Source organism: Aestuariivivens sp. NBU2969 (assembly GCF_019931125.1).
In the GTDB taxonomy this organism is placed as follows: Bacteria; Bacteroidota; Bacteroidia; order Flavobacteriales; family Flavobacteriaceae; genus Aestuariivivens; species Aestuariivivens marinum.
Window position 1 is genome coordinate 228,593 of sequence record NZ_JAIOUU010000003.1, and the last position, 23,948, is coordinate 252,540.

A 23,948-nucleotide genomic window follows, 5' to 3' on the forward strand; every position below is an offset into this window, starting at 1 on the left:
CGGAATAACAAACTATACTTTTATCTCTACTTCTACGCCACTTGGTAATTCAAGCTTCATCAAAGCATCGATAGTTTTTGATGAAGAAGAGTAGATATCCAATAAGCGCTTAAATGAACTTAATTGGAATTGCTCTCTAGATTTCTTGTTTACGTGTGGAGAACGTAATACAGTGAAAATTTTCTTGTGCGTTGGTAATGGAATAGGACCAGTTACTACAGCACCTGTACTCTTTACTGTTTTTACAATCTTATCGGCAGATTTATCTACCAAGTTGTGATCGTAAGATTTTAATTTTATTCTGATTTTCTGACTCATGTTCTTAGTTTTTAAACTTCAACGCCTTTAGCTGCCTTGATTACTTCTTCAGATATATTAGAAGGTGTTTCAGCATAATGTGAAAATTCCATAGTTGATGTTGCGCGACCAGATGATAATGTACGTAGTGATGTTACATAACCGAACATTTCAGATAATGGCACATTGGCTTTTACAACTTTAGATCCTGCTCTATCGCTCATATCATTTACTTGACCACGACGACGGTTAAGGTCTCCTACAATGTCACCCATGTTTTCTTCTGGAGTCAATACCTCCAATTTCATAATAGGTTCCATAATTACAGCTTTTGCAGCTTTTGCAGCAGCTTTAAATCCTATCTTAGCAGCTAATTCAAACGATAACTGATCAGAATCTACATCGTGATAAGATCCATCCGTTAATGTTACTTTCATAGCATCTACTTCGTAACCTGCCAATGGACCATTCTTCATGGCTTCTTTAAATCCTTTTTCAACAGAAGGAATAAATTCCTTAGGAATGTTACCTCCCTTAATCTCTGATACAAACTCAAGACCTTGCTTACCTTCTTCGGCTGGTTCAAGTTTAAATACAATATCTGCGAATTTACCACGTCCACCAGATTGCTTTTTGTAAACTTCTCTGTGCTCGGCAAGTTGTGTAATCGCTTCTTTATACTCTACTTGTGGCTGACCTTGGTTTACTTCAACCTTAAATTCACGTCTTAAACGGTCTACAATAATATCCAAGTGAAGCTCACCCATACCAGAAATAATGGTTTGCCCTGAAGCCTCATCGGTTCTAACAGTAAATGTTGGATCTTCTTCAGCCAATTTACTTAAAGCCATACCTAGTTTATCTACATCAGCTTTAGTTTTTGGCTCAACAGCAATACCAATTACTGGATCTGGGAAATCCATGGATTCCAATACTATAGGGTGTTTTTCATCAGACATGGTATCACCTGTCTTAATATCTTTGAATCCTACTGCAGCCCCTATATCTCCAGCTTCAATATATTCAATAGCATTTTGTTTATTTGAGTGCATTTGGTAAATACGAGAAATACGCTCTTTTTTACCTGAACGGTTGTTCAAGATATAAGATCCTGCATCTAAACGTCCTGAGTATGCACGGAAGAATGCCAAACGTCCTACGAAAGGATCGGTAGCAATTTTAAATGCTAAAGCGGAAAATGGTTCTTTAGCATCTGGCTTACGCGATATTTCAGCACCTGTATCTGGATTTGTTCCTACAATATTATCTCTATCTAATGGAGAAGGTAAGTAACGACAAACAGCATCCAATAAGAACTGTACCCCTTTATTTTTAAATGAAGACCCACAAATCATAGGAATGATAGCCATATCCATTACAGCAGCTCTAAGCGCAGCGTGCACTTCTTCTTCTGTAATAGAATCTTCATCTTCCATAAATTTTTCTAAAAGATTTTCATCATAAGTAGCTACTTCTTCTATTAAAAGTGCACGATACTTATGGGCTTCTTCTTTTAATTCTTCGGGAATTTCAATAACATCAAAAGTAGCTCCCTGGGTTTCATCATGCCAAACAATAGCACGGTTTTTTACCAAATCGATAATTCCTTTAAAGTCTGCCTCATCACCAATATTTAATACAATTGGCACTGCGTTAGACTTCAACATATCCTTAACCTGTTGACAAACCCCTAAAAAGTTAGAGCCCTGACGGTCCATTTTGTTAACAAAACCTATACGAGGCACCTTGTAATTATCTGCTAGCCTCCAGTTAGTTTCAGATTGTGGCTCAACACCATCTACTGCACTAAACAAGAATACCAAACCATCCAATACACGTAGCGAACGGTTAACCTCAACGGTAAAGTCAACGTGACCAGGGGTATCAATAATGTTAAAGTGATATCCTTTTGTATCATCGATTGGCTGACCATTTTCCAATGGGAAATTCCATGTACAGGTAGTCGCAGCAGAAGTAATGGTAATACCTCTTTCTTGTTCTTGCTCCATCCAGTCCATAGTAGCTGCACCATCATGTACCTCACCTATTTTGTGCGATACACCGGTATAGTAAAGGATACGCTCTGTAGTTGTTGTTTTTCCTGCATCTATATGCGCAGCAATACCTATATTCCTAGTATATTTTAAATCTCTTGCCATGTCCTAATTAAAATCTAAAGTGAGAGAAAGCTTTGTTAGCTTCTGCCATTTTATGAGTATCTACTCGTTTTTTAACTGCCGCGCCTTCTTCTTTAGCTGCTGCTAAGATCTCAGCTGCTAAACGTTGTGCCATTGATTTTTCGTTACGCTTACGAGAGTAACCGATTAACCACTTCATGGCAGTTGAAATTTTTCGATCTGGACGAATTTGCATTGGAATTTGGAATGTAGCACCACCAACACGACGACTACGTACTTCTACGTGAGGCATTACATTAGATAAAGCGTCCTTCCAAATTTCTAAAGCCGATTTTTCTTCATCAGTTTTCTTAGCATCTACAATATCAATCGCATCGTAGAATACCTTAAACGCTACAGACTTCTTACCATCCCACATCATGTTGTTCACAAAACGTGTTACCAACTGATCGTTAAATCTTGGGTCTGGTAAAAGTGGTCTCTTTTTAGCTTGTCTTTTTCTCATGTCTTCTTCTTAAAGTTTAATTACTTTTTAGGGCGTTTAGCACCGTACTTAGATCTACGTTGCGTTCTACCTTGCACACCAGCAGTATCCAAAGCACCACGCACAATATGATATCTAACTCCCGGTAAATCCTTTACCCTTCCACCTCTAACCAATACTATCGAGTGCTCTTGTAAATTGTGTCCTTCTCCTGGAATGTATGCGTTCACCTCGTTACCATTAGTTAACCTTACCCTAGCTACCTTACGCATAGCGGAATTTGGTTTCTTAGGTGTTGTAGTGTAAACACGGGTACATACGCCACGTCTTTGAGGACAAGAATTTAAAGCAGCCGATTTACTCTTCTTGGTTATTTTGGCTCTTCCTGTTCTTACTAATTGTGAAATTGTTGGCATAAATTATTATATAAATTTAAAAATCCTCTTCTTAGAGGGCTGCAAAGGTAGAAATTAAAATGAATTATTCAAACCCTAAATCATTAATTTTTAAGTGAATCGAAAAATAAGTTAAGTCGTTATATTATTAGTATCTATTTTACGTTAGATTTACATTGTGTTTACTTTACAGTAACCAGTAACATTATGTAGTTTTTAAGATTTATTCAAGAATAAATAAACGTGCAAAAAACCACCTTTTTAGTCCTTATATTATATGTCTTTTTTTCTTCGAAAATTAATAGCCAAAATTTAAGGCTTAAAATTGAAGGAAAAAACCAAGCAGAAACTACAAAAATTGATTCATTGGGTTATTTAAAAATTCACCCCAATTATCAATCCATAATAAATGAGGTGCATGCCATTCAAAATACACTTTACAAACAAGGCTATATTGAAAATGATTTGAAATATATTGAAAAGGATAACGACTCTTTTTTTACTGCCAAAATCCAAATAAATCAAAAATTCAACACCATATATATATATTATGACAAAACTGTAATTGATATTGATGTCCTAAATTCAATATCCAGCAATGTCAATGAAAACTATTTTGAGGTGCCCTTTAATCAAGTTGAAAACACTCTATGGATTATGAACTCAAAAATAGTGAACAAAGGCTATCCATTCACTAAGCTTAAACTATCTAACATATCGATTGACGGCAAAAACCTAAAAGCTAGTTTAATAATTGAAGCCTTTGATCAAAAAAGACACATTGACAATATCGTAATAAAAGGTTACGATAAATTCCCTAAGTCTTATTTAAAACATTATTTAAAAATTAATCCCAAACAAACTTTCGACTTAACGACCATTAAGACTAAAACCAAAAGACTGAACGATTTAAAATTTGCCAGTCAAATTAAGCCCCCCGAAGTTTTATTTTCAAAAGACTCCACTACTCTCTATTTATATATTGAAAAAACCAAGAGCAATAATTTTGATGGTTTTTTAGGTTTTGGTTCAAACGAAGACTCTGGTACTATTGAATTTGATGGGTATCTAAACTTAAACCTCTCCAATAACCTAAACTATGGTGAAACTTTTAGGCTTTTGTATAAAAGCGATGAAAACGACCAAAAAACCTTTGAAGCCAACCTGTCCCTTCCTTATTTATTTAGATCTCCCGTTGGATTGGATATCCAGCTATATCTTTTTAAACGAGATTCCTCCTTTACCAACGCAAATCAATCGATAAGGCTTCAATATCAAATTAACTCTAGACATAAAATCTACTCAGGCATCAATGGCACAAAATCAAATAACCTCCTTAAAAACTCCACCTCTACAATAACTGACCTTAATGCCAATTACTATGCCTTTGCTTACCAATATATCAATCTTAAACCAGACGATTTGTTGTTTCCTATAAATTCAACATTATATATTGAAACCCTCTTTGGAAAAAGAAAGACCATTGATATTTCAGAAAGTCAAACAAAATATACTATTGACGCTCTAAAAATTATAGGTTTCAATATTAGAAACAGTCTTTATTTAAGATTTAACGGAGCTAGTGTAAATTCAGATAGTTATTTCGAAAATGAATTGTTACGATTTGGAGGCATGAATACCATTAGAGGATTTGAAGAAAACAGTCTCTATGCCTCATTATTTGGTTTAATTAATACTGAATACCGATATAAAATGAGCAATTCAATATATGCGCATACAATAATCGATGCTGCCTATTTTGAAAACAAAATCATTGCCACTAAAGAAAAGCTATTTGGATTTGGATTTGGATTTGGCCTTTTAACAAAATCTGGGTTATTTAAGTTCGTTTACGCTAATGGAAAAAGTGAAAATAAAAAATTCAAATTATCCAATTCTAAAATCCATTTAAGCTTAACTTCTTCTTTTTAATAAATTCAGTTAAAATTTAGCCTTAAGCATCTTTACACAATATTAACAATCCATTAACAAACAAGTTGTTATGCTTGCATAACAAACACATGAAAGACTTTAGGGAATTGAAAGCGATTTGTTAAAACAGCAACTTATATCTATAAAAAAGAATTGATTTTCTAAGAAAAATGTATTTCGATCTAAATGAAATATTAATTTTTAACTCAAATTTGTTGTTTTATTAACTTTTTATTAAGACTTTTGACACTGACTAATTCAAATAATTAAAAAATGAAAACAAAGTTTAGCGGAATGCTAGCGCTTTGTCTTGCGCTAGTTGTGCAGTTTGCTACTGCACAAGAAAAGACAATTACCGGTACTGTTTCAGATGATAGCGGATTACCTCTACCGGGAACAACTGTCTTAATTAGAGGTACTTCCACTGGCACCTCCACCGATTTCGATGGTAATTATTCTATAACAACTAACCAAGGAGATGTCTTGGTATTTAGTTTTGTGGGATATTCTACGAAAGAAATCACTGTTGGGTCTTCAGATATTATTAATGTTACAATGCAGGAGGATGCATCTGTGCTTGATGAGGTTATTGTTACCGCTTTAGGTATAAAACGTAAACCTAAAGAACTTGCATATGCCACTACTGTTGTTGAAACCGATGCTATTGTTCAAGCAGCACCAGTTAATGCTGTATCTGCACTAGTTGGTAAGGCATCTGGCTTGAACGTGAATTTTAGTGATAATGGTGTTAAACCAAATTCAACTGTTAGATTGAGGGCAAGCAATTCTTTAACAGGAAACAATGACGCTTTGATTGTTGTTGATGGAGTTCCACAATCAAGTTCTTCATTAGGAGATATAAATCCTAACGATATCGAATCGGTTAACATATTAAAAGGAGCTTCTTCTGTTACCTTATATGGTTCTGCTGGTGCCAATGGAGCATTAATTATTACAACTAAAAGAGGAAACAAAAATGAAAAACTTAATGTATCCGTAAATTCTGCAGTTACTTTCGAAATACTTAAATTTTTCCCAGAAACTCAAAGTGAATTTGGAAGTGGATCTTCTAATAATTTTGATTATACTCCAGACGAAAATGAAAGCTGGGGTCCACGATATGATGGAACGATTAGACAAGTTGGACCTGTTCTATCAGATGGAACCTTTCAAGAACTTCGTTATGCTCCAGTAAGAAAAGGCAGAGAAAGTTTTTTTGAGACAGGTATTACTACACAAAACTCGCTATCCATAAGTGGAGGTGATGATAACTCTACCTACTTTTTTTCTGCTCAGCGTGTAGATAAAACTGGAATTGTTCCTGGTGATAAATATTGGCGAGATAATTTTAGGTTTAATGCTACAAGGAATTATGGCAATTTAGAGTCTAGTACTTCCGTCGCTTTCTTTCAAGATAAATATGATGTTGCTGGACCAAGCCCAGAGGACGGCAGTTTTTATAGAATTTTATTAAACACTCCTGCTCATTATAGATTAAGTGATTATCAAAATTGGAGGACTGACAAATTTTCGACTCCTGAAACCTATTTTAATGCTTATTTTAGAAATCCGTACCATATCATAGATCAAAATAGGGACACTAACCGCTCCAATCGGTTACAAGCCATTGCTAATTTAAAGTTCTCTTTTACTGACTGGTTATCTGCAACCTATAGCTTAGGAGGCACATGGTTTAACAGTGAAAGAAAAAACATTCAAGAAGGTTATACTTATACACCTACCTCATATACTAGACCAGATGATGGTGTCAGTGCAGTTTTAGACGCTTCAAGCAATAACTTTAGGTTGAATTCAGATCTATTATTCAACATTGAAAAACAAATTAATAATGATTTTAATTTGCGGTTAATTCTTGGAACTCACTTGGAATCGTTTAGAAGCAACCAAATGAATATTATTGGTAATAATCTATTTACTGATGAGATTTTTAACGTCAATGTGAGAACAGGAAACTTATCATTTAACAGCCTCAATTTTTCTTCTCCACAAAGTAACACACAAAAAAGATTATATTCTTATTTAGGTGATTTAACTCTTGGTTTTAGAGATTATCTATTTTTAACTGGTTCTTGGCGACAAGATACCTCATCAACTCTACCAGTTCAAAATAATACTTATGATTACTATAGTGGTGGTATATCTTTCATAGCCACTGATGCATTTGAAAGCCTAAAAGGAGGCTTTTTAGATTATTTAAAATTTAATGCAAGTTATGCTAAGGTTGGTAATGATGCTGGTATAGGTAGTATTAATGAAAACTTTATCGTACCCATTGGATTTCCTTTCGCCAACCCTGGTTTGAGGCCAACAACTATTGCTGTTGATCCTAATTTAAGTCCTGAATTTTCATATTCTACAGAAGCTGGGTTTAGAGCTGAATTTTTCAAACAACGTATTACACTCGATGCCAATTATTATTTTGTAAAAGCAGAAGACCAAATTAATTTTTCTGCAGCTTCTTCGGCGTCTGGAGCTGCATCTTACTTAACCAATATTGGTGAAATTCAAAACAAAGGTGTTGAAATAGATTTATCCTTAGTTCCCATTAAAACAGAAGATTTCAGATGGGATGTAGGCTTCACCTATACTTTCAATGAATCTGAAGTGATTTCTTTAAGTGAAGGAGCCAATCGGATTCAAGTCGGAACCGGATTTACCAACACAGCAACTATTTTTGCTGAAGTAGGTCAACCGTTTCCTTCATTGTACGCACCTGGTTATAAACGCGATCCTCAGGGAAGAATTATAGTTGAAGCCAACGGTAATCCAGCTCCAACAAGTGAACTTCTGAATTTAGGAACTACCGTTCCCAAAATTATTGCAGGATTATCTACTAAATTAGCATATAAAGGCTTATCCTTAAGAGCTGTAGCCGATTATAAAACTGGACATGTATTCTATAGTACCTTGGTTGAAATTTTGGAATTTGCTGGTTTAACTAAAAACAGTGTATCTACTAACAGGCAACCTTTTATTTTTCCAAATTCGGTTTATAATACTGGAACATCTGAAAACCCTGTTTATGTAGAAAATACGGATAGACCTACTACAGATGGCACCAGAAACTTTTGGCAAACCTCATTTAATGAAATAAAAGAGAACTATGTCGTAGATGCATCCGCCGTTAAAATCAGGGAAATAGCATTAGACTATACTTTACCTGAAAAATTTCTTGACAGAACACCTTTCGATGGAATAACAATTGGCTTTGTTGCCAACAACTTAATTATGTGGCGAGCAGCTGAAAATATTTATACAGATCCTGAATTTTCAATAAACTCCGGAAATGAAGCTAATTATGGTATTGGAGCAGGTGCCGGCTATCCAACATCAAATGGTTATACAGGTATAGGATCATCAGATCAAGCACCTCCTACAGGTACTTACGGATTTAAAATGAGTTTAAAATTTTAAAAAATTGTTAATATGAAAAACATAAAATATATAACAGGTATCATCGCACTGCTACTAATATTGTCTTGCAGTGATGAATATTTGGACGTTAATGGAAGTTCTTCGAGTCCTTCTAATGCCTCACCGGAATTATTACTTCCGGCTGCTCAAAAAAACTCCGCCGATATGTTGTGGCGTGCAAGTATTTCAAATGACTCCGATATTTCTTTCAATCTTATTGGAGGTATACATGCTGGCGTTATTTCTGATGCCGGTGACCGTGTATGGTACGAACCTGAGCAACAATACTTAATTTTAAATACAACTTATGAACGTTGTTGGGAGAATACTTATAGATTGACTCTTTACCCATATCATTTGATTGAAAACTTTGAGGAGGATGGCTATGACTATTATAAGGCTATTGCGAAAATAATGAAAACCTTTCATTTTGCTATGCTTGTAGACACCTATGGAGATATTCCCTATAGTGACGCTTTTGGGAGAGGTAATAACACACAACCTACCTATGATGAGGACAAAGCTGTTTATGACGCAATCTATGATGAGTTGAATGTTGCCATCGATATGATAGACAATGCGCCAACTGGAACTATAAATCCTCAAACAATTGATGCGATGTTTGTAGGTAATATGCTCAGATGGAAGCAATTTGCAAATACCTTAAAATTAAGAATGCTGTTGCGTCAGGTCAATACCGGAGAGAATTTAAGCACAAAATTTAGTGAAATTAGCGGTAATGGTATTGGATTTTTAGTTGGTACCGCATCTATTGACCCTGGTTATGCCGATCAAACTGATCAACAAAATCCTTTTTATACGGTACATGGTTTTAATGCAGGCAGTACTACACCTGCACAAAATCATTTAGCTACACGCGGTAATGAAGTTTATGTAAACTTTTTAAAAGACAACGATGATCCTAGGACCACCCGATTATTTACTCCAGCCGTTAGTGACGGTGAAATACGTGGTATACCTCAAAATGTTTATACAAATGACCTCAGGTCTGAGGCCACATCAGCTTTAGGCCCCGGACTATTGAAAAGTAGTTCACAAAGACTATTTGTGATGGCAGGATCCGAGTCTCTGTTTTTACAAGCAGAAGCTGTACAAAGAGGCTTTATGCCTGGAGATGCTGGAGCTTTATACAAAGCTGCAATAGCAGCATCTTGTGCTGAATTAGATGTTCCTACCCCTGCCACGGCAGCAGCAACTTATGAATCAACTTCATTAAATAATCTTATTAATTGGAATACTGCAGTAGCTAATGGAAAAGAAATAGAGGCCATTATTACCCAAAAATGGATTGCAATAGGTATGATTTCTGGATTTGAAGTATGGATGGACAGAGTAAGAACCAATTTCCCCTCTTTTATCCCTATTCCAACAGGAGCTCTATCAACAACATTTCCATCTAATTTGTTGTATCCAGAATCAGAGTATGCAACAAATTCAGCAAACGTTCCCACTCAGGGCAATAATGGAGCATTCGACAGACACACCTTTTGGATGCAGTAATTGACTAATATAAAAATATAGACATATGAAAAATATAATAAAACCCTTAATGTTACTCATGGTTTTAGGAGTATCATTTAACTCATGTCTCCTCGATGATGAGAACCTAGCTGACTCTTTCGATGATGGACCAAATTTTACGAGTTTTTCTAATTTAAACCAAACCGTTAGTGCCGTTGCCGATGGCAGTATTGTAACCGCACTTGTTAATATTGAACTTCAAGGTCCTAACATGGTTGGTTATACCGAAGATGTAAACCTTTCAATAGCTGTTGATGCTGCTAATACAACAGCCATTGAAGGCGTTCACTATAACGCCTTGTCTACTACATCGATTACGCTTACTAAATCAAATAACTATATCGGAACAATTCCGCTTAGTATTATTACAGATGGTATTGATCCTCCACTTGAGGTTGCACCAATAATTACTTTAAAATTTACAGACGTTAATGGTACCAATGTTATAACAAGCTCTAAAAACACTAAACTTACTATTATTTATCAATGTTTTGCAGACTTGTCTGGAACCTATTTGGTAACCAATGATGCCTGTAGTCCCTCAAAATTAGCAACTATTACTCAAAATGCTGATGGTTCTTGGTTTCTTGAATCTGCCGATGGCTATTTCTTAGATCAATGTACTGCAAATACAGGTTTGTATAATAGTGGTAACATAGTTGAACTCTGTGGAGAAATAATCCCTACAAACGACTTAACTTATGGTTTCTTAGATTTAGGAACTATTCTAAGTGGCACCTGGGATGCTGAGAATGGCGTACTTATATTAAATCACCGTCAAACTTTTACAGGTAATTGGCCAGGAGCCTGGACCTCAACTTATACAAGACAATAACTCAAAAAAAATTAACATGAAAAATTTCAAATATATTCTAGGGTTTCTTGTCCTAACAAGTGTTATTACTAGTTGTGATAATTATGATGTTGAACCTGTCATTGATGAAAGTGCTAAACCAATGGTTACAGCTACAATAGCTTCTTCATCTATTAATGAATCTGGTTCACCAACTACTACCATAACTATTAATTTGGATAAACCTATAAAAACAACTACGACTTTTGTTGCAACCCAAATTGGTGGTAGTGCTACAGAAGCAGATTTTGAAGTAAGTAGTGCAGTTGTTCCTGCTTATCAGACTTCTACAACAATGGAGATATCCATAAAAGATGACATCTTAGTAGAAGGTTCTGAAAATTTAGAATTACAAATTTCTCCTGCAGCTGTACCAGATATTTATGAAGTTATCGGTACACCTACTGTTAGCCTAAATATTGAAAATTCAACATCAGATGATTTTGTCTTTAAAATGGATTGGGATGCTATATATTTAGATGCAGATGGCCATGAACATCATCTATGTGATTTCGATCTCGATCTTGAAATTTATGATGCCGATTTTAATTTTATTGGAGCGAGCTATAGCAGCTGTCCAGAGGAAATTAGATTTTCCCCGGGCGATTTACCGGACGGTGATTACTGGTTAATCCCTAGTTTTTGGTCCTCCGGTGGTACCGCACCTCCGGCTGAACCTATTGATATTCCAGCGGTTCTTACCTTTGCAAAGCCGGGTGTAGTTCTTGAAACCTTGGATTTAACAGGCGTATGGGACACCGCAACAGGAGGGTATGTTCAAAATAATCCAGATGCCTATCTGGTAAAATTTGTTCTTACCATCTCCGGTTCAAATTATACTGTAACAGATGTAGATACCGGTACGGTTGTCTTTGAAGGTTAAGCCTTAAAACAAAACATCAGAAATCCTTAGGATTTCTTCCATAAAAAAAACCACGTAAAGTGGTTTTTTTTATGGTCTTAAATTATTCAGTATGGAATTTAACAAAACTTCATTCTCAATGAAATACTAATACTATCACTCGTTGTGGATTTTGAATAAAATTTGTCAACCCGCCTGACCGGGGTAGGCAGGTTCGAGTTAATTTATGGAATGAAATGAAATAAATTAGCTGCCTGCCTTTGGTAGGTATCAAGAATCAAATTTTAGTTCTTAAACTCCTGCTCGATACCATTTTATTTCGAAAATCACTCCTTTAGATTTGTTTTATATTGAAAACGGAAAAGATACACTATCAATTCACTCTAGGCTTGAAGCTTATAGTTCGATTTAGATCTTTTCCGCTTTTTGATGAAACTCAAATTAGAAATTCGGGATTTAAAGCCCATTATCAAGGAGTTGAGCCCATCATTTAGAAGGATACCCCTATCATATTCATGTTATTTTTTATTGACATCAATGGATGATCACCTTTTCGACCGCATTCCCGTTATCCCCTTTAATATTCAGAAGATACAAGCCCGGATTCACATGTTTAACAGCCAGAATAAGCTTTCCATTCAGGCTCTCATTATCTTTTCTCAATACAATCCTTCCATTGATATCCATTAACTGTACGGACACCTCACCCAGATTGGTATAGGCCTCTATGGTTATCTGGTTCCTGGCGGGATTGGGATACACTTTATAATTTTTAAAGGCTACCGTCGATGTACTCAATGTGGTACAATTAGCCAAAGAAGGATCACCGGGATCCGGTGTAGTAAAATCCTCAACCTGATCTTCTAATTTAAACGGTATGCCTTCGCTCGCATTAACGCCAAGACCTCTTCTGGCAAAAACTTCCCATATTAAACATTGGTCCGCTCCATTGTATAAGGCTACATCTGCCGCAAGAATGGCATCCCGGGCTTCTAAATATTCAGGGTTACACCCCTGCAATTTTAATCCCTCGATCACCACGTTCAACACTCTGTTATTACCACCGGAACCATTAAACAAATCGGAATCAAAACCATATTTATCGATATAGGCCCAGGTTAAATCCCAAAGCATATTGGCCCAAATCTCACCGTGATAATAAATAAACCGATTTAAGATGATGGGGTCACCGGTATCGGGGTCTGTCCCTATTTCCGTATTGTCGTTGGTATCGCCATAGGTATAATCATTTATGGCAAAATCGGTACTGTATCTTCGGAATCTGATTCCAGGACCATCTACAGGCTGTGAGAAGGCATAATTCCCAATACCTCTGCCATCTGTACCCACATCAGAAGACTTCATCGTGAGCATTAAAGCAAACCAGTCCGACCAGCCCTCACCCGCCTGGAAGGTGGACTCCAAACAGTCAGAAGTGCTGGCGCCACCGGTGAGTCTCGTAGAAATGCCGTGAGCGTATTCATGAATAATAATCCCATTATCCAAACTCCCATCCAATTGAACGCCCTGATTGTTCACGATGGTCGCGTTAATGGTTTCACCATTGCCAATGGCATCAAAAAAGGCTTGTCCGTCCGTATAATTAATAAATATGGAAGGAATGGTAAAAGGCGGATCGGTAACCCCGTACATCGCCACATATTCGCTGTAATTGGGATCGTTAGTCGGATTGTTATGGTTGGCCACAATAACGGCTACGGCTCCCGCATCCTGTGCATTTTGTATTTTAACCGTAAAATTACAGCTTCCTCGTCTAATTAAGGCTATTTTGCCACTTACTGCTGCACCGTTTGTCAAGGCATTGCATCCCTCTTCTCCGGCAGCCGTGCCATCGTCAACAATAACAAGATCGGCTGTAATAGGCACATCGGTGGGTCTGGTAATATTTCCTACACCATCATCACCCTCACCATCAGAAGGCAATACGGCCAAATATTCCCCTGCCAGCGTACCGCCGTTAATATTCAATAGTGGTGGGATAGGTGTATCAAACAAATACATTTGCATTACCGGATTAGAACCATCCGGTGGTGTAGCAAAATTGGCATTATCCACCCCTGCGCCATCCTGGGCTTCCGCAATAACATAATCTCCGGCCACACCTCCATTCCCATAATTATTCTCCTGAAAATTACCACTGGCCTCATCAAATCCATGATTATATAAAATATCATGTAACATATTGTTTATATAGAACAGATTGGTGGTTGCCGCGTCTTGATACACCATGGGCTCCTGACTTAAATCTAAGGGAAAATTAAAATCCAAACCTGCCGTTCCATCCGGGGAATCCCCGATTGTTGTTGGTTCAGATTCATCAAGATCATCATTAGCCACATCTTCAAGTGCCCATACGTTATTTCCTCTGGTAATTGTGTATTCCGGTCCCGCCACCCCATCGGTATCATGCCATCCATATGGGGAGGCCGTCCCATCCGCAGGATTGGCCACTATACTTCTGGAACCTTCCAATGGATTTTCCAAAGGCAGGGCAAACACCGTGTACTCGGATCCATCATTCACCATAAAGGAACTGGCTTTAAACAAATTAAAAGATTTCGTATTGTTTTGAACACCATGTAGCACAACATGAGTTCGATCCTGTCCAAACCGGCATTTTATGACCCAATCGTTAACATCCAGAATGTCACCATTTATAGCATCTATCCTCATACTCCACCAATGTGCTCCATCCATGGTATAAATACTTAAGTTCCAGGCAAGCCTTAGGGTGCCGTCCTCTAGTGGCGCATATACCAACTCAACAGGAATATTTTCTTTAGAAATTCCAGCCTTTGAAAAGATGTATTTGCCCTGATCCGTTTCGATTAATTGCAGCCCACTAACCGGGCCTAATTTGAAATGGGATACCGCCTGCTGGATGGCCTGCTCCATTGTTAATGAAGGGCTCCGGACATTAATCTTTTCTCTAATATTTGTTTTAAATTTATTGGCAAAATGAAATATTTTATTGTTCTTCACCCCCACTACGGAAATGGCATTGTAGATCTTTATGCCCTGATACGTCTGATTTAAGTAATAACGGGTGATATCCGTCTTTCTGGAAACCACCTCTCTATTAATCCTAATATCTGCAATATCCGAGGGTGAAAACGGATATTTGTCCTTATGTTTATTTAAATAATCATAAATATTTGGTCCAAAGTTAGATTCTTTTAATGTATTCTGCCCAAAAGAAACATTATGAAACAGAATAGCACCAAGGAGCATGACTACTATTTTGAAATTTTTTTTCATTATAATTTTTTTTTGAATTAGTCGTTCCTAATATAGTGAAAATTGTAGTTTTAAATAAACGGATATTTAATTTTAAATAAAATGACTGTTTATCCATGGATTAATGACCGAATTAAAATCATGAGTCCCATTTTTTTATACCTTTACCCCATGCAAAACCAAACGCAAATATTCGGTATACGAGCGGTTATAGAAGCTATTAATGCTGGCGAGAGCATAGATAAGGTGTTTTTACAAAAAGGCTTAAGAGGCGAGCTATTTGGTGAATTGGAGGCTCTTTTGAGAAAACAGGCCATTAATTCGTCTTATGTCCCAGCCGAGAAGCTTAATCGATTGACCAAAAAGAACCATCAAGGGGTGGTCGCCCAAATATCCCCTATTGCTTTTCACGATTTGGAAGATTTGGTTTTAAATGTTATTGAATCTGGAAAAACACCACTCTTTTTACTCTTAGACCAATTAAGTGATGTACGTAATTTTGGCGCCATTATTCGAACTGCCGAATGCACGGGTGTAGATGGCATTATCATACAAAAAAAGGGAGGTGCTCCCGTTAATGGCGATACGATTAAAACCAGCGCCGGTGCAGTTTTTAAAGTACCTATCTGTAAAGTGGACCACATTAAGGATGCCGTATTTTACATGCAATCTTCTGGTATAAAAGTGATCGCCGCTACAGAAAAAACTAACAATACACTTTATGATATTTCTTTTAATGAACCATGTGCCATTATCATGGGTTCTGAAGGTAAGGGCATAAACCCATCTATTTTAAAAGTAGCTGATGCAAAAGCGAAACTGCCACTATTGGGCGAAATAGAATCCTTAAATGTTTCTGTGGCCTGTGGCACTTTTTTATATGAGGCAGTTAGGCAAAGACTGTCTATTGAAGATTGAAAGTTATTCATTTTTCTCCTTATAGGTATAATTTATTTTGGGTTGATTGTTGTCAGATTCAGGCTCTAAGTTTTCAATAAAGTTGCCTTCTGCATCAAAATGCCTTAAAAAAGGATCCTCATCTTCATTGTAACTTTCTTGTTCCCATATATATTTTTTAGGCTTAGCAATTTCTTTTCTAAAAAACAAAGCAAAAGCCAACCCAACTATTAACCCAGACAAGTGACCTTCCCAAGAAATGCCTTCCTCAATAGGCAGGGTATACCAAATCATACTTCCGTATAAAAAAACAATTAATAGAGATAATGCTATTAACCTAAAGTGTTTTGCAAAAATTCCCTTAAAAAACGTAAAACTAATTAAAACATATATTAATCCGCTAGCACCTATATGGTAAGATGGCCGTCCAATGTACCATGTTAATAGTCCAGAAAACAATATACCCCATAATATCACTTTCCAGGTGATTGCCCTGTAGAAATAAAACATAGCAGCCGACAAGACAAACAATGGAATAGTGTTATGGTAAAGGTGTTGAATGTTACCATGTATAAACGGACTAAGTAACACACCTCTTAATCCTTTTAAAGTTTGGGGGTAAATTCCATATTTGCTAAAATTAAATCCAAAACGAACCTCGAACCAAAATACTAACCATATAGTAAGTACAAAGAAAATAGGATATGCAATAACACCTGTTGAAAATTTAAATTGGCTTTGTACTTTCATAATACCTAATATAACAAATAGTTAACCAATTTTTACTTTAATGCTAAATTGGCAGAAATCAATTCTGTTGTCCAATCACAATAATTTGTACAAGATAAGATTCCTTATTACAAAGGAATTGTTTTAATTTTACATTTATGAATGCCAACGAACCTTTAGCAGAACGTTTACGACCAAAGACATTAACAGAATATGTTAGCCAAGCCCATTTAGTTGGTCCAAATGGCAGTTTAACCCAACAAATACATCAAGGATTAATTCCATCCATGATTTTTTTGGGGCCACCCGGTACAGGAAAAACAACACTTGCAAACATCATAGCAAACGAATCTGGACGGCCATTTTACACCTTAAGCGCCATAAATTCTGGGGTAAAGGATATTCGTGATGTTATTGACAAGGCCAAACAAAGTGGTGGCTTGTTCACTACTAAAAATCCCATATTATTTATTGACGAAATTCATAGGTTTAGTAAATCGCAACAAGACTCCTTATTACAAGCTGTTGAAAAAGGCTGGATTACACTTATTGGTGCCACCACCGAAAATCCAAGTTTTGAAGTCATCCCTGCGCTTTTATCGCGTTGCCAAGTCTATATACTAAATGCCTTTAATAAAACCGATCTAGAAGTACTTTTAAAACGTGCCATTGAACAAGATGAATTTATATCCAAGAAAAACATCACACTTAAGGAAACCAATGCGCTTTTAAGACTTTCGGGAGGTGATGCCAGAAAGCTACTGAATATTTTTGAGCTTATTGTGAGTTCTTTTACTACCAATAACATAGAGATTACCGATGCTATTGTGTTACAAAAAGTTCAGAATAATACAGTACGATATGACAAAACTGGTGAGCAACATTATGATATTATTTCAGCATTTATTAAATCGATTAGAGGCAGCGATCCCAATGCAGCAGTTTATTGGTTAGCAAGAATGATTGAAGGCGGTGAAGATGTGAAATTTATTGCACGTCGTTTACTAATCTTGGCAAGTGAGGATATTGGTAATGCCAATCCAACAGCATTGGTTATTGCAAATAGTACCTTTCAGGCAGTATCAACCATTGGTTATCCAGAATCAAGAATAATACTAAGTCAATGCGCTACTTACCTAGCTTGCTCTCCAAAGAGTAATGCTGCTTATCAAGCTATAGGCAAGGCGCAACAATTGGTAAAGGAAACTGGGGATTTAACTGTTCCGTTGGAGATTAGAAATGCCCCAACCAAACTCATGAAAGAACTGGGCTATGGCGATAATTACAAATACGCCCACAACTACGATAATAATTTTGCCAACCAAGAATTTCTCCCTGAACAAATACAAAACACTAGATTGTACGAACCAGGAAAGAACGCTAGGGAAAATGCCCAACGGGAGTTTTTAAAACAACGCTGGAAAGACAAATATGGATATTAGAGATATTAGACCGTAGTTTAAATTTTAGAATTTTATATCCAATATTTCCTTGATTGGTGTACTTCCCGCCAATTGTTCTATTACCCATTCATTACCTTCTTTGTAAATAATGGCACTAATGCCTTCTACCAAGAATACATTGTTTACACCCGTTTCAACAATTTTATAAATAACTTTAGGAGAACTATCCACTAACTGAAAACCATTTTCGATAGCTTGGGCATATAGCATACTTTTCGAGACCTCCTGAACTTCTATAACCTGTTTTTTTGTTACAACAGGCTTTTTAACTACTACAACTTCAGGTACATCCTGTTTAATTTCGGTGGGTTTAGCTTGCTTTTCTTCTTTCAAAGATTGAATTTCGGCTTTAAGCGCCTCAATTTCTTTAGTAACCGCTTTAGTTTCAGCTTTAGGTTGAGTAGATGTAGTGGTAGCGACTACAGATGTATCTGGACTATAGCTATAATTGACACTCTCAAAGGACTCAAAAGCTTTTCTCAAAGCATCATTATAAGCCTTTGCAAATTCCTTTTCCCTACTTTCACCCACTTGAGAAGTGTAAACCACTCTATCGTTACAATCCTTAAGTATAATGTTAAGTTTTGTTTTAAACAGTCCAGAATCTTTTATTACATCAGACTTTAAAGCCAAACATCTATTAGCAACCATATCTTCTGGATAACCCTCACCTTCCATTATTGATTCAAAACCATATTTTTCAAATAAAAATTTAGCTAACCCATTTAATCGATATTGATTTTCCTCCTTTAAAAAATCAAACTTTTTCGGAACAATTACATATTTATAATTGTTTAAGTTGGATTGGGAAAACATACTGTTAACAAACAAACAGATAAGTACATAAAATATTAGTTTAGTCTTCATTTTTATTAAATATATAGTTAAAACCTAATTGTAAAGAGGCACTTTGCGCATTGTAAATATTTTTTAAAGATAAAAAATTATCTGCCATAACATAAAAATTTAAACTTCCTAAATGAGCAGACATACCTAACCCTATATTACTAAAAGAATAGGAATCTACTGTATAGGTTACTTTTGCACGTAACCCTTTAAAAAAGCGTCGATAATAGTAGGCCGTTAATGCCGATTGTGGTCCCTTTGGCCTATTGATTGCATAAAGTTGTAATCCAACAGCATTCATATATTCGTCATCATGCCTGGTACAATCGCAATCTTCATATTTTTGTTTTCCAAAGACATAATTTAATGAGGCATTGAACTTTATTGGTCGCCAAGTGGTATATTTAGTTGTAGTCTCATCAATATCTACTAAATCTTCAAAAGTTTCTCTTACTTCGTTCCAGTAATCTTCTGCGGTTTGACCCTCATTTGTTTCTGGAAATAAAGGATTTATACCTTCAAATACGTATTGTCCCTTAATTTCATAATTCGTTATGTCTTTACTATGCCTTACAAAACCAATATCTAATAAACTTGCATCAAAAGTCCATTGCTTGGTTATATTATAAGAAACCCCAACATCAAACCCCAAGCCTAAATTACCTCCAAAAAGTGTTCTTTTAACAATATCTTTTTCTGAAAAATCAGAATCTTCATCCTCGTCTCTAATTATTCCTGAAGTTTGAAGCGCAAAATCAAGATTAAAAGTATGGACATAAAAATTATTAACGCCTTGTCGGGTTACAAATCCACCATAATTTTTAATTGAATGGAAGTTAGCTATGCTGGAATATATTTTACCTCTAACACCATACGTAAATTTCCTATTTACTTTCTTATTATAACCTACATGAAATACTGAAAGCGCTTCCCCTCTTAAGCTGACATGATTCAATTGAAAGAACTCCCCAATGTTATTGGCATTACCTTCCAGAGCCAATACAGCGATATCTTTGGGGAAATAGGAAATAAAATCGGTTTCTTGGTACAATCCAAAACTTAAATATTTATTTTTCCTCTTGAAATCACCAAATGAAAAACCTCCCGATAACACTTCAAGCTGTTGTGTGAACGTGAAAAAATCATTTGGTTTCATCCTGTTCACTGCTCTTTGGAGCTTTACATTAAAGTCGATGCCATCATCAGCAAAAAGGTCGTAAACAGTAGTTCCTGATGTTCCTGCACTAACATGGATGTGAGATAATAAAGGAAAACCAAGATACCCTTTGTTTTTAACTTTACCTCCTGGATTTAACATAAGGGATTGAGGTATATCTGAAAATCCATATAATATTTGTTTGTTTTGGGAAAACGACAAACAGCTGATAAGGGCTAATAAAGCGCTCAGTTTATTCATTCTGAAACGTCTATTGATGTATAAAACAACCCTTTAGACTTAAGCTCAACACGTCCCGGGGTATTATCGTTTAAAGGGTCTCCACCAGCAAGTACCTGCATGGTTAACACCACTTTATTCGAAGCCTTTAAGTCGTCAAGTGCTTGGTTTTCAAAAATTTCAGTATGTGTTGTAACAATATCTGTATTGTTAGGGGATGCTAAGGCCATTAAAGAAAATCCATGTCGCTTTTGGTTATTGATATCAAAAAACTCGATGGTTACGTTACTGCTTCTATTTATGGAGTTGATTACCTTAAAAACAAATTCAGCTTTTACAACATAGTCCATAAAAAAATCACGGTTAAACAAATCAATGATTACCGAATCTTTAACCGTAACCAATTCGGTGTTATCGACAAAAAACTCAGTAGCATCAGCATTGAAAAAAATCAAATCGGAAGCCACAATAGGCTCCAAAACCAAGTCGTTTGCTTGATTAAAATCAACCTGTTTAGTACAGGACGACATGAATAAATAGAAAACAATTAAGGGTAATGTATACTTTAAAAATTTCTTTATCATAGCTTTAGTAAAACGAACAACTTTATGAACTTAGTATTGTTACAAAAACTTTTTTAGATGAATTAATTTATCAACTTGTTTAATCTTACCATTTAGATTACCATTAAATGTTCCAAATAAAATAGCGCCCATTCCAATATCAATGGCTCCAAGAATATCTGCTTCGTAGTTATCACCTATCATTACTGCTTGGTCTGCTCTTACTTTTGCAACCTTCAAAGCATGCTTAAAAATCTTAGGGTTAGGCTTTTTAACCCCTACATTTTCTGAGTTTGTAATTGTTTTAAAATAATGATGAATTTTGGACTTCGTTAGTTTGCCTTGTTGGACTTCTTCAAAGCCATTGGTAATAATATGTAAGTTGTAACTTTTTTGTAAATAGTCTAAGATTTCAAAAGTGTTTTCAAACAAATGATTGAACGAAGTTAAATGGGTAATATAATCTGAAGACAAGCTATTAATTTTTCCCTTAGTAACTTTATAGCCTACTGCTTCAAAAGCATCACTTAATCTATTATAACGCAATGTTGCCTTATCTACCTTCTCCTCTCGGTAAAGTTTCCAATAGTTAAGGTTTATGGGCTCGTAATGGGATAAAAAATCACCTAAATCAATGTTAATATTATTAATTTTAAAAATCTTATCGAAAGTCAAGGCTGAATTCTTGTCAAAATCCCAAAGGGTATGATCCAAATCAAAAAAAACGTCGGTTATACCTTTAAGCTTTTCCATCTGCAGAATCTAGAATATTATTAAACAGTTCCTTAAATCCATTCCATCTGGACACACTGCTAAATGTATAATTATGGAAAACGGGTACAAATTCACCATCAACCTGTTTTATTTCAGTAATAATCTCATTTAAAACTTTTTTCTTATCCAATAAGGATTTGTGTTTTAAAAGGGCATAATCCATAATATGGTAGGAGTTTATCTTAAGAGGTGTTTGTGTTTCATAATCCAAATCATAAAACAAAAATGGCGTACAAGAACCTGCCCTAAATCCTACTTGGTTAACATATCCCATGGTATAGTCTTCTTTTATTTCTAATTCTACCAAATTTCTATAGGATTCGGGGAAATTAAGTTTGGAATACGATTGACGTGATGCGACCAATGAGGCATTTATTATAGATTCCATTTGTAGTTTTTCTTTCTTTAAAATTGCACTATTTTCAATAGCAAAATACGATGCTTTTAATCCTACATGACAATAGTCTGCAATATGCTTTATTAAAGATTTAAACTCCTTATTGTTAGGATTGGTTCCTTTATCGTATGTAGAATAACCGCCAACCAAAAAGAAAAACAGAAATTTAAATTTAGTCTGTCTTTGCTTGTTAATAATGTATTTGTAGTTATCAAAGGGATCATGTTTAAAACCAAAAAGAACCATAAACCTGTTATAAAGCGTTTTAAGCTTTAAACTAAAAACATCCTTTATAATACCTCCTATGGTACGCATAACACCTTTTAGCCTAAAATTATAGGCACTGGGTATATCTATTATTGGTTTTATGCCATAAGTTTTTTTTGGGAATTTAAAATCTGGATATTGTTTTTGTATCTGAGCCTTGAATTTATAAGCCCAAATATCTACTACTGGTTGATGCAAAAACCCATATTTAAAAGCAATACTTTCAGTAGCTAAAAAACGACCATAATCATCCCGAACCTGTGGTAAATATTCTTCATACCGTGATAAAAGATAAAATGCTGCAGCAAAAATATCGAATGGCATTGCACTTTTGTCACCATTATAAAAAAAGCACTTGGTGTTTTCCCAATCATGCACATTAATTTCAATATCTGTAATCCCTTGTTCAAATAGTATATCGTGACTTTTTATAAAAAACTCATTACCCAATTGTTGTCTGGTATAAGACATTTTTGCATCATCATGGGCAATAAAATCTTCTATCTTTGCAGTAAATGCTACTTCAATTCCTAAAATTCGTGTACAGATATGTTTAAAAACATATTTTAATCTTGGTGATATGCTATGTGTATAAACTAAAAGCATCTGTTAAACATAAACAAATTTTTATTTTTAAATTCCAAACTCAATTACTTTACTAATTTAATGCTAGGCACCTTAATATTGGGATTTACAATAGGGTCTCATCAGCAAAACTAAAGTATGCTTTTTCTGTTATAATTAGGTGATCCAATACGTTTATATCCAAACTTTGTGCAGCTGTCTTAAGTTTTTTTGTAATTTGCTTGTCGGCTTCACTAGGTCTTAAGGTTCCAGACGGATGGTTATGAGCTAATATTAATCCTGTTGCCCCAACTTCAAGAGCATTTTTAAGTACCAAGCGTACATCGACCAATGTTCCTGTAATCCCGCCTTTACTTAATTGGTGTTTATGAATAACTTTATTGGAATTGTTTAAATAAATGATCCAAAATTCTTCATGCTCCAGCTCCCCGATTACAGGTTGCATCAATTCGAAGACCGATTTGCTAGAATTAATTTTCTGCTTTTGAAGCGCTTCCTCTCCCCTTCTTCTTCTTCCTAATTCCAATGCAGCTGCTATAGTTATGGCTTTAGCTTCACCAATACCCTTAAATACCATAAGCTGCTTTAGTGATAACTTACCTAGCTCACTCAAATTATTGTCAACACTGGCTAAAATACGTTTACATAAATCTACTGCACTTTCATCTTTATTACCAGAACCAATTAAAATAGCTACCAACTCGGCATCACTTAGAGCAGCTTTTCCTTTGTTAAGTAATTTTTCCCTGGGCTGATCATCTTGCGACCAGTGTTTTATGGAAAAAGAGGGTTTTCTTTCAGACATTTTATAAATATAAATATTGTAGTTTTATAA

The 23,948-nt window shown here is 35.5% G+C and carries 19 protein-coding genes; 7 read left to right on the forward strand and 12 right to left on the reverse strand.

The window, feature by feature from the left end; translation table 11 throughout:
- Nucleotides 1-12 precede the first annotated feature (12 nt).
- From rpsJ to rpsL, 4 genes are read right to left on the reverse strand one after another with little or no spacing between them, the layout of a single operon-like run.
- Nucleotides 13-318: a 30S ribosomal protein S10 gene (gene rpsJ / locus K7G79_RS04075; RefSeq protein ID WP_223549398.1), complete on the reverse strand. Its 306-nt coding sequence runs from the start codon at nt 316-318 to the stop codon at nt 13-15.
- Nucleotides 319-329: 11 nt separating this feature from the next.
- Nucleotides 330-2,456 (reverse strand): elongation factor G, encoded by a 2,127-nt coding sequence (fusA, locus tag K7G79_RS04080; protein ID WP_223549400.1) that lies wholly within the window; start codon nt 2,454-2,456, stop codon nt 330-332.
- A gap of 7 nt (nt 2,457-2,463) precedes the next feature.
- Complete coding sequence (gene rpsG, locus K7G79_RS04085; RefSeq protein ID WP_223549401.1) at nt 2,464-2,940, reverse strand: 30S ribosomal protein S7; 477 nt, start codon at nt 2,938-2,940, stop codon at nt 2,464-2,466.
- A gap of 20 nt (nt 2,941-2,960) precedes the next feature.
- Nucleotides 2,961-3,335: a 30S ribosomal protein S12 gene (gene rpsL / locus K7G79_RS04090; RefSeq protein ID WP_223549403.1), complete on the reverse strand. Its 375-nt coding sequence runs from the start codon at nt 3,333-3,335 to the stop codon at nt 2,961-2,963.
- 345 nt (nt 3,336-3,680) lie between these two features.
- Between rpsL and K7G79_RS04095 the strand changes: the two genes are divergently transcribed.
- The 5 genes from K7G79_RS04095 (at nt 3,681) to K7G79_RS04115 (ending at nt 11,959) form a co-directional block, all read left to right on the forward strand.
- Complete coding sequence (locus tag K7G79_RS04095) at nt 3,681-5,246, forward strand: POTRA domain-containing protein (RefSeq protein ID WP_223549405.1); 1,566 nt, start codon at nt 3,681-3,683, stop codon at nt 5,244-5,246.
- 273 nt (nt 5,247-5,519) lie between these two features.
- Nucleotides 5,520-8,681, forward strand: a complete 3,162-nt coding sequence (locus K7G79_RS04100; RefSeq protein WP_223549407.1) for a SusC/RagA family TonB-linked outer membrane protein — start codon at nt 5,520-5,522, stop codon at nt 8,679-8,681.
- Between the two features lie 12 nt (nt 8,682-8,693).
- Complete coding sequence (locus K7G79_RS04105; protein ID WP_223549409.1) at nt 8,694-10,202, forward strand: SusD/RagB family nutrient-binding outer membrane lipoprotein; 1,509 nt, start codon at nt 8,694-8,696, stop codon at nt 10,200-10,202.
- A 25-nt stretch (nt 10,203-10,227) separates the two neighbouring features.
- Nucleotides 10,228-11,058, forward strand: coding sequence for a hypothetical protein (locus K7G79_RS04110; RefSeq protein WP_223549410.1), 831 nt, complete (start codon nt 10,228-10,230; stop codon nt 11,056-11,058).
- A 16-nt stretch (nt 11,059-11,074) separates the two neighbouring features.
- A complete protein-coding gene (locus K7G79_RS04115) occupies nt 11,075-11,959 on the forward strand; it encodes a hypothetical protein (protein ID WP_223549412.1) in 885 nt (294 codons plus the stop codon).
- Between the two features lie 513 nt (nt 11,960-12,472).
- Here K7G79_RS04115 and K7G79_RS04120 read toward each other — a convergent pair.
- Entirely contained in the window at nt 12,473-15,217 is a 2,745-nt protein-coding gene (locus K7G79_RS04120; RefSeq protein WP_223549414.1) for a T9SS-dependent M36 family metallopeptidase, read from the reverse strand.
- 150 nt (nt 15,218-15,367) lie between these two features.
- On the opposite strand from K7G79_RS04120, the gene rlmB reads away from it, so the two are divergent.
- On the forward strand, nt 15,368-16,114 hold the full coding sequence (rlmB, locus tag K7G79_RS04125) for a 23S rRNA (guanosine(2251)-2'-O)-methyltransferase RlmB (RefSeq protein ID WP_223549495.1): 747 nt from the start codon (nt 15,368-15,370) through the stop codon (nt 16,112-16,114).
- Nucleotides 16,115-16,117: 3 nt separating this feature from the next.
- Here the strand turns inward: rlmB and K7G79_RS04130 are convergent, their stop codons facing one another.
- Nucleotides 16,118-16,843, reverse strand: coding sequence for a rhomboid family intramembrane serine protease (locus K7G79_RS04130; RefSeq protein WP_223549416.1), 726 nt, complete (start codon nt 16,841-16,843; stop codon nt 16,118-16,120).
- A gap of 137 nt (nt 16,844-16,980) precedes the next feature.
- Here K7G79_RS04130 and K7G79_RS04135 point away from each other — a divergent pair, with 137 nt between their 5' ends.
- Nucleotides 16,981-18,264 carry a replication-associated recombination protein A gene (locus K7G79_RS04135; RefSeq protein WP_223549418.1) on the forward strand — a complete coding sequence of 428 codons (1,284 nt, stop codon included), beginning with the start codon at nt 16,981-16,983 and terminating at the stop codon, nt 18,262-18,264.
- Between the two features lie 24 nt (nt 18,265-18,288).
- On the opposite strand, the gene K7G79_RS04140 is transcribed toward K7G79_RS04135, so the two are convergent.
- The 6 genes from K7G79_RS04140 to radC form a co-directional block, all read right to left on the reverse strand.
- A complete protein-coding gene (locus K7G79_RS04140; RefSeq protein WP_223549420.1) occupies nt 18,289-19,152 on the reverse strand; it encodes a hypothetical protein in 864 nt (287 codons plus the stop codon).
- Nucleotides 19,142-20,548 carry a DUF5723 family protein gene (locus K7G79_RS04145; RefSeq protein ID WP_223549422.1) on the reverse strand — a complete coding sequence of 469 codons (1,407 nt, stop codon included), beginning with the start codon at nt 20,546-20,548 and terminating at the stop codon, nt 19,142-19,144. Before K7G79_RS04145 ends, K7G79_RS04140 begins: the two co-directional genes overlap by 11 nt.
- Entirely contained in the window at nt 20,545-21,111 is a 567-nt protein-coding gene (locus K7G79_RS04150; protein ID WP_223549424.1) for a hypothetical protein, read from the reverse strand. Before K7G79_RS04150 ends, K7G79_RS04145 begins: the two co-directional genes overlap by 4 nt.
- Before the next feature lie 39 nt (nt 21,112-21,150).
- On the reverse strand, nt 21,151-21,843 hold the full coding sequence (locus K7G79_RS04155) for a YjjG family noncanonical pyrimidine nucleotidase (RefSeq protein WP_223549427.1): 693 nt from the start codon (nt 21,841-21,843) through the stop codon (nt 21,151-21,153).
- Nucleotides 21,830-23,134 (reverse strand): polysaccharide deacetylase family protein, encoded by a 1,305-nt coding sequence (locus tag K7G79_RS04160; RefSeq protein WP_223549429.1) that lies wholly within the window; start codon nt 23,132-23,134, stop codon nt 21,830-21,832. Before K7G79_RS04160 ends, K7G79_RS04155 begins: the two co-directional genes overlap by 14 nt.
- Before the next feature lie 85 nt (nt 23,135-23,219).
- Nucleotides 23,220-23,918: a DNA repair protein RadC gene (gene radC / locus K7G79_RS04165; protein ID WP_223549431.1), complete on the reverse strand. Its 699-nt coding sequence runs from the start codon at nt 23,916-23,918 to the stop codon at nt 23,220-23,222.
- Between the last annotated feature and the right edge of the window lie 30 nt (nt 23,919-23,948).

What these genes read in the sequence shown, in the direction of transcription:
- rpsJ (WP_223549398.1), bottom strand. Translation starts at nt 318, where the DNA reads ATGAGTCAGAAAATCAGAATAAAATTAAAATCTTACGATCACAACTTG.
- fusA (WP_223549400.1), bottom strand. Translation starts at nt 2,456, where the DNA reads ATGGCAAGAGATTTAAAATATACTAGGAATATAGGTATTGCTGCGCAT.
- rpsG (WP_223549401.1), bottom strand. Translation starts at nt 2,940, where the DNA reads ATGAGAAAAAGACAAGCTAAAAAGAGACCACTTTTACCAGACCCAAGA.
- rpsL (WP_223549403.1), bottom strand. Translation starts at nt 3,335, where the DNA reads ATGCCAACAATTTCACAATTAGTAAGAACAGGAAGAGCCAAAATAACC.
- K7G79_RS04100 (WP_223549407.1), top strand. Translation starts at nt 5,520, where the DNA reads ATGAAAACAAAGTTTAGCGGAATGCTAGCGCTTTGTCTTGCGCTAGTT.
- K7G79_RS04105 (WP_223549409.1), top strand. Translation starts at nt 8,694, where the DNA reads ATGAAAAACATAAAATATATAACAGGTATCATCGCACTGCTACTAATA.
- K7G79_RS04110 (WP_223549410.1), top strand. Translation starts at nt 10,228, where the DNA reads ATGAAAAATATAATAAAACCCTTAATGTTACTCATGGTTTTAGGAGTA.
- K7G79_RS04115 (WP_223549412.1), top strand. Translation starts at nt 11,075, where the DNA reads ATGAAAAATTTCAAATATATTCTAGGGTTTCTTGTCCTAACAAGTGTT.
- K7G79_RS04120 (WP_223549414.1), bottom strand. Translation starts at nt 15,217, where the DNA reads ATGAAAAAAAATTTCAAAATAGTAGTCATGCTCCTTGGTGCTATTCTG.
- rlmB (WP_223549495.1), top strand. Translation starts at nt 15,368, where the DNA reads ATGCAAAACCAAACGCAAATATTCGGTATACGAGCGGTTATAGAAGCT.
- K7G79_RS04130 (WP_223549416.1), bottom strand. Translation starts at nt 16,843, where the DNA reads ATGAAAGTACAAAGCCAATTTAAATTTTCAACAGGTGTTATTGCATAT.
- K7G79_RS04135 (WP_223549418.1), top strand. Translation starts at nt 16,981, where the DNA reads ATGAATGCCAACGAACCTTTAGCAGAACGTTTACGACCAAAGACATTA.
- K7G79_RS04140 (WP_223549420.1), bottom strand. Translation starts at nt 19,152, where the DNA reads ATGAAGACTAAACTAATATTTTATGTACTTATCTGTTTGTTTGTTAAC.
- K7G79_RS04145 (WP_223549422.1), bottom strand. Translation starts at nt 20,548, where the DNA reads ATGAATAAACTGAGCGCTTTATTAGCCCTTATCAGCTGTTTGTCGTTT.
- K7G79_RS04150 (WP_223549424.1), bottom strand. Translation starts at nt 21,111, where the DNA reads ATGATAAAGAAATTTTTAAAGTATACATTACCCTTAATTGTTTTCTAT.
- K7G79_RS04155 (WP_223549427.1), bottom strand. Translation starts at nt 21,843, where the DNA reads ATGGAAAAGCTTAAAGGTATAACCGACGTTTTTTTTGATTTGGATCAT.
- K7G79_RS04160 (WP_223549429.1), bottom strand. Translation starts at nt 23,134, where the DNA reads ATGCTTTTAGTTTATACACATAGCATATCACCAAGATTAAAATATGTT.
- radC (WP_223549431.1), bottom strand. Translation starts at nt 23,918, where the DNA reads ATGTCTGAAAGAAAACCCTCTTTTTCCATAAAACACTGGTCGCAAGAT.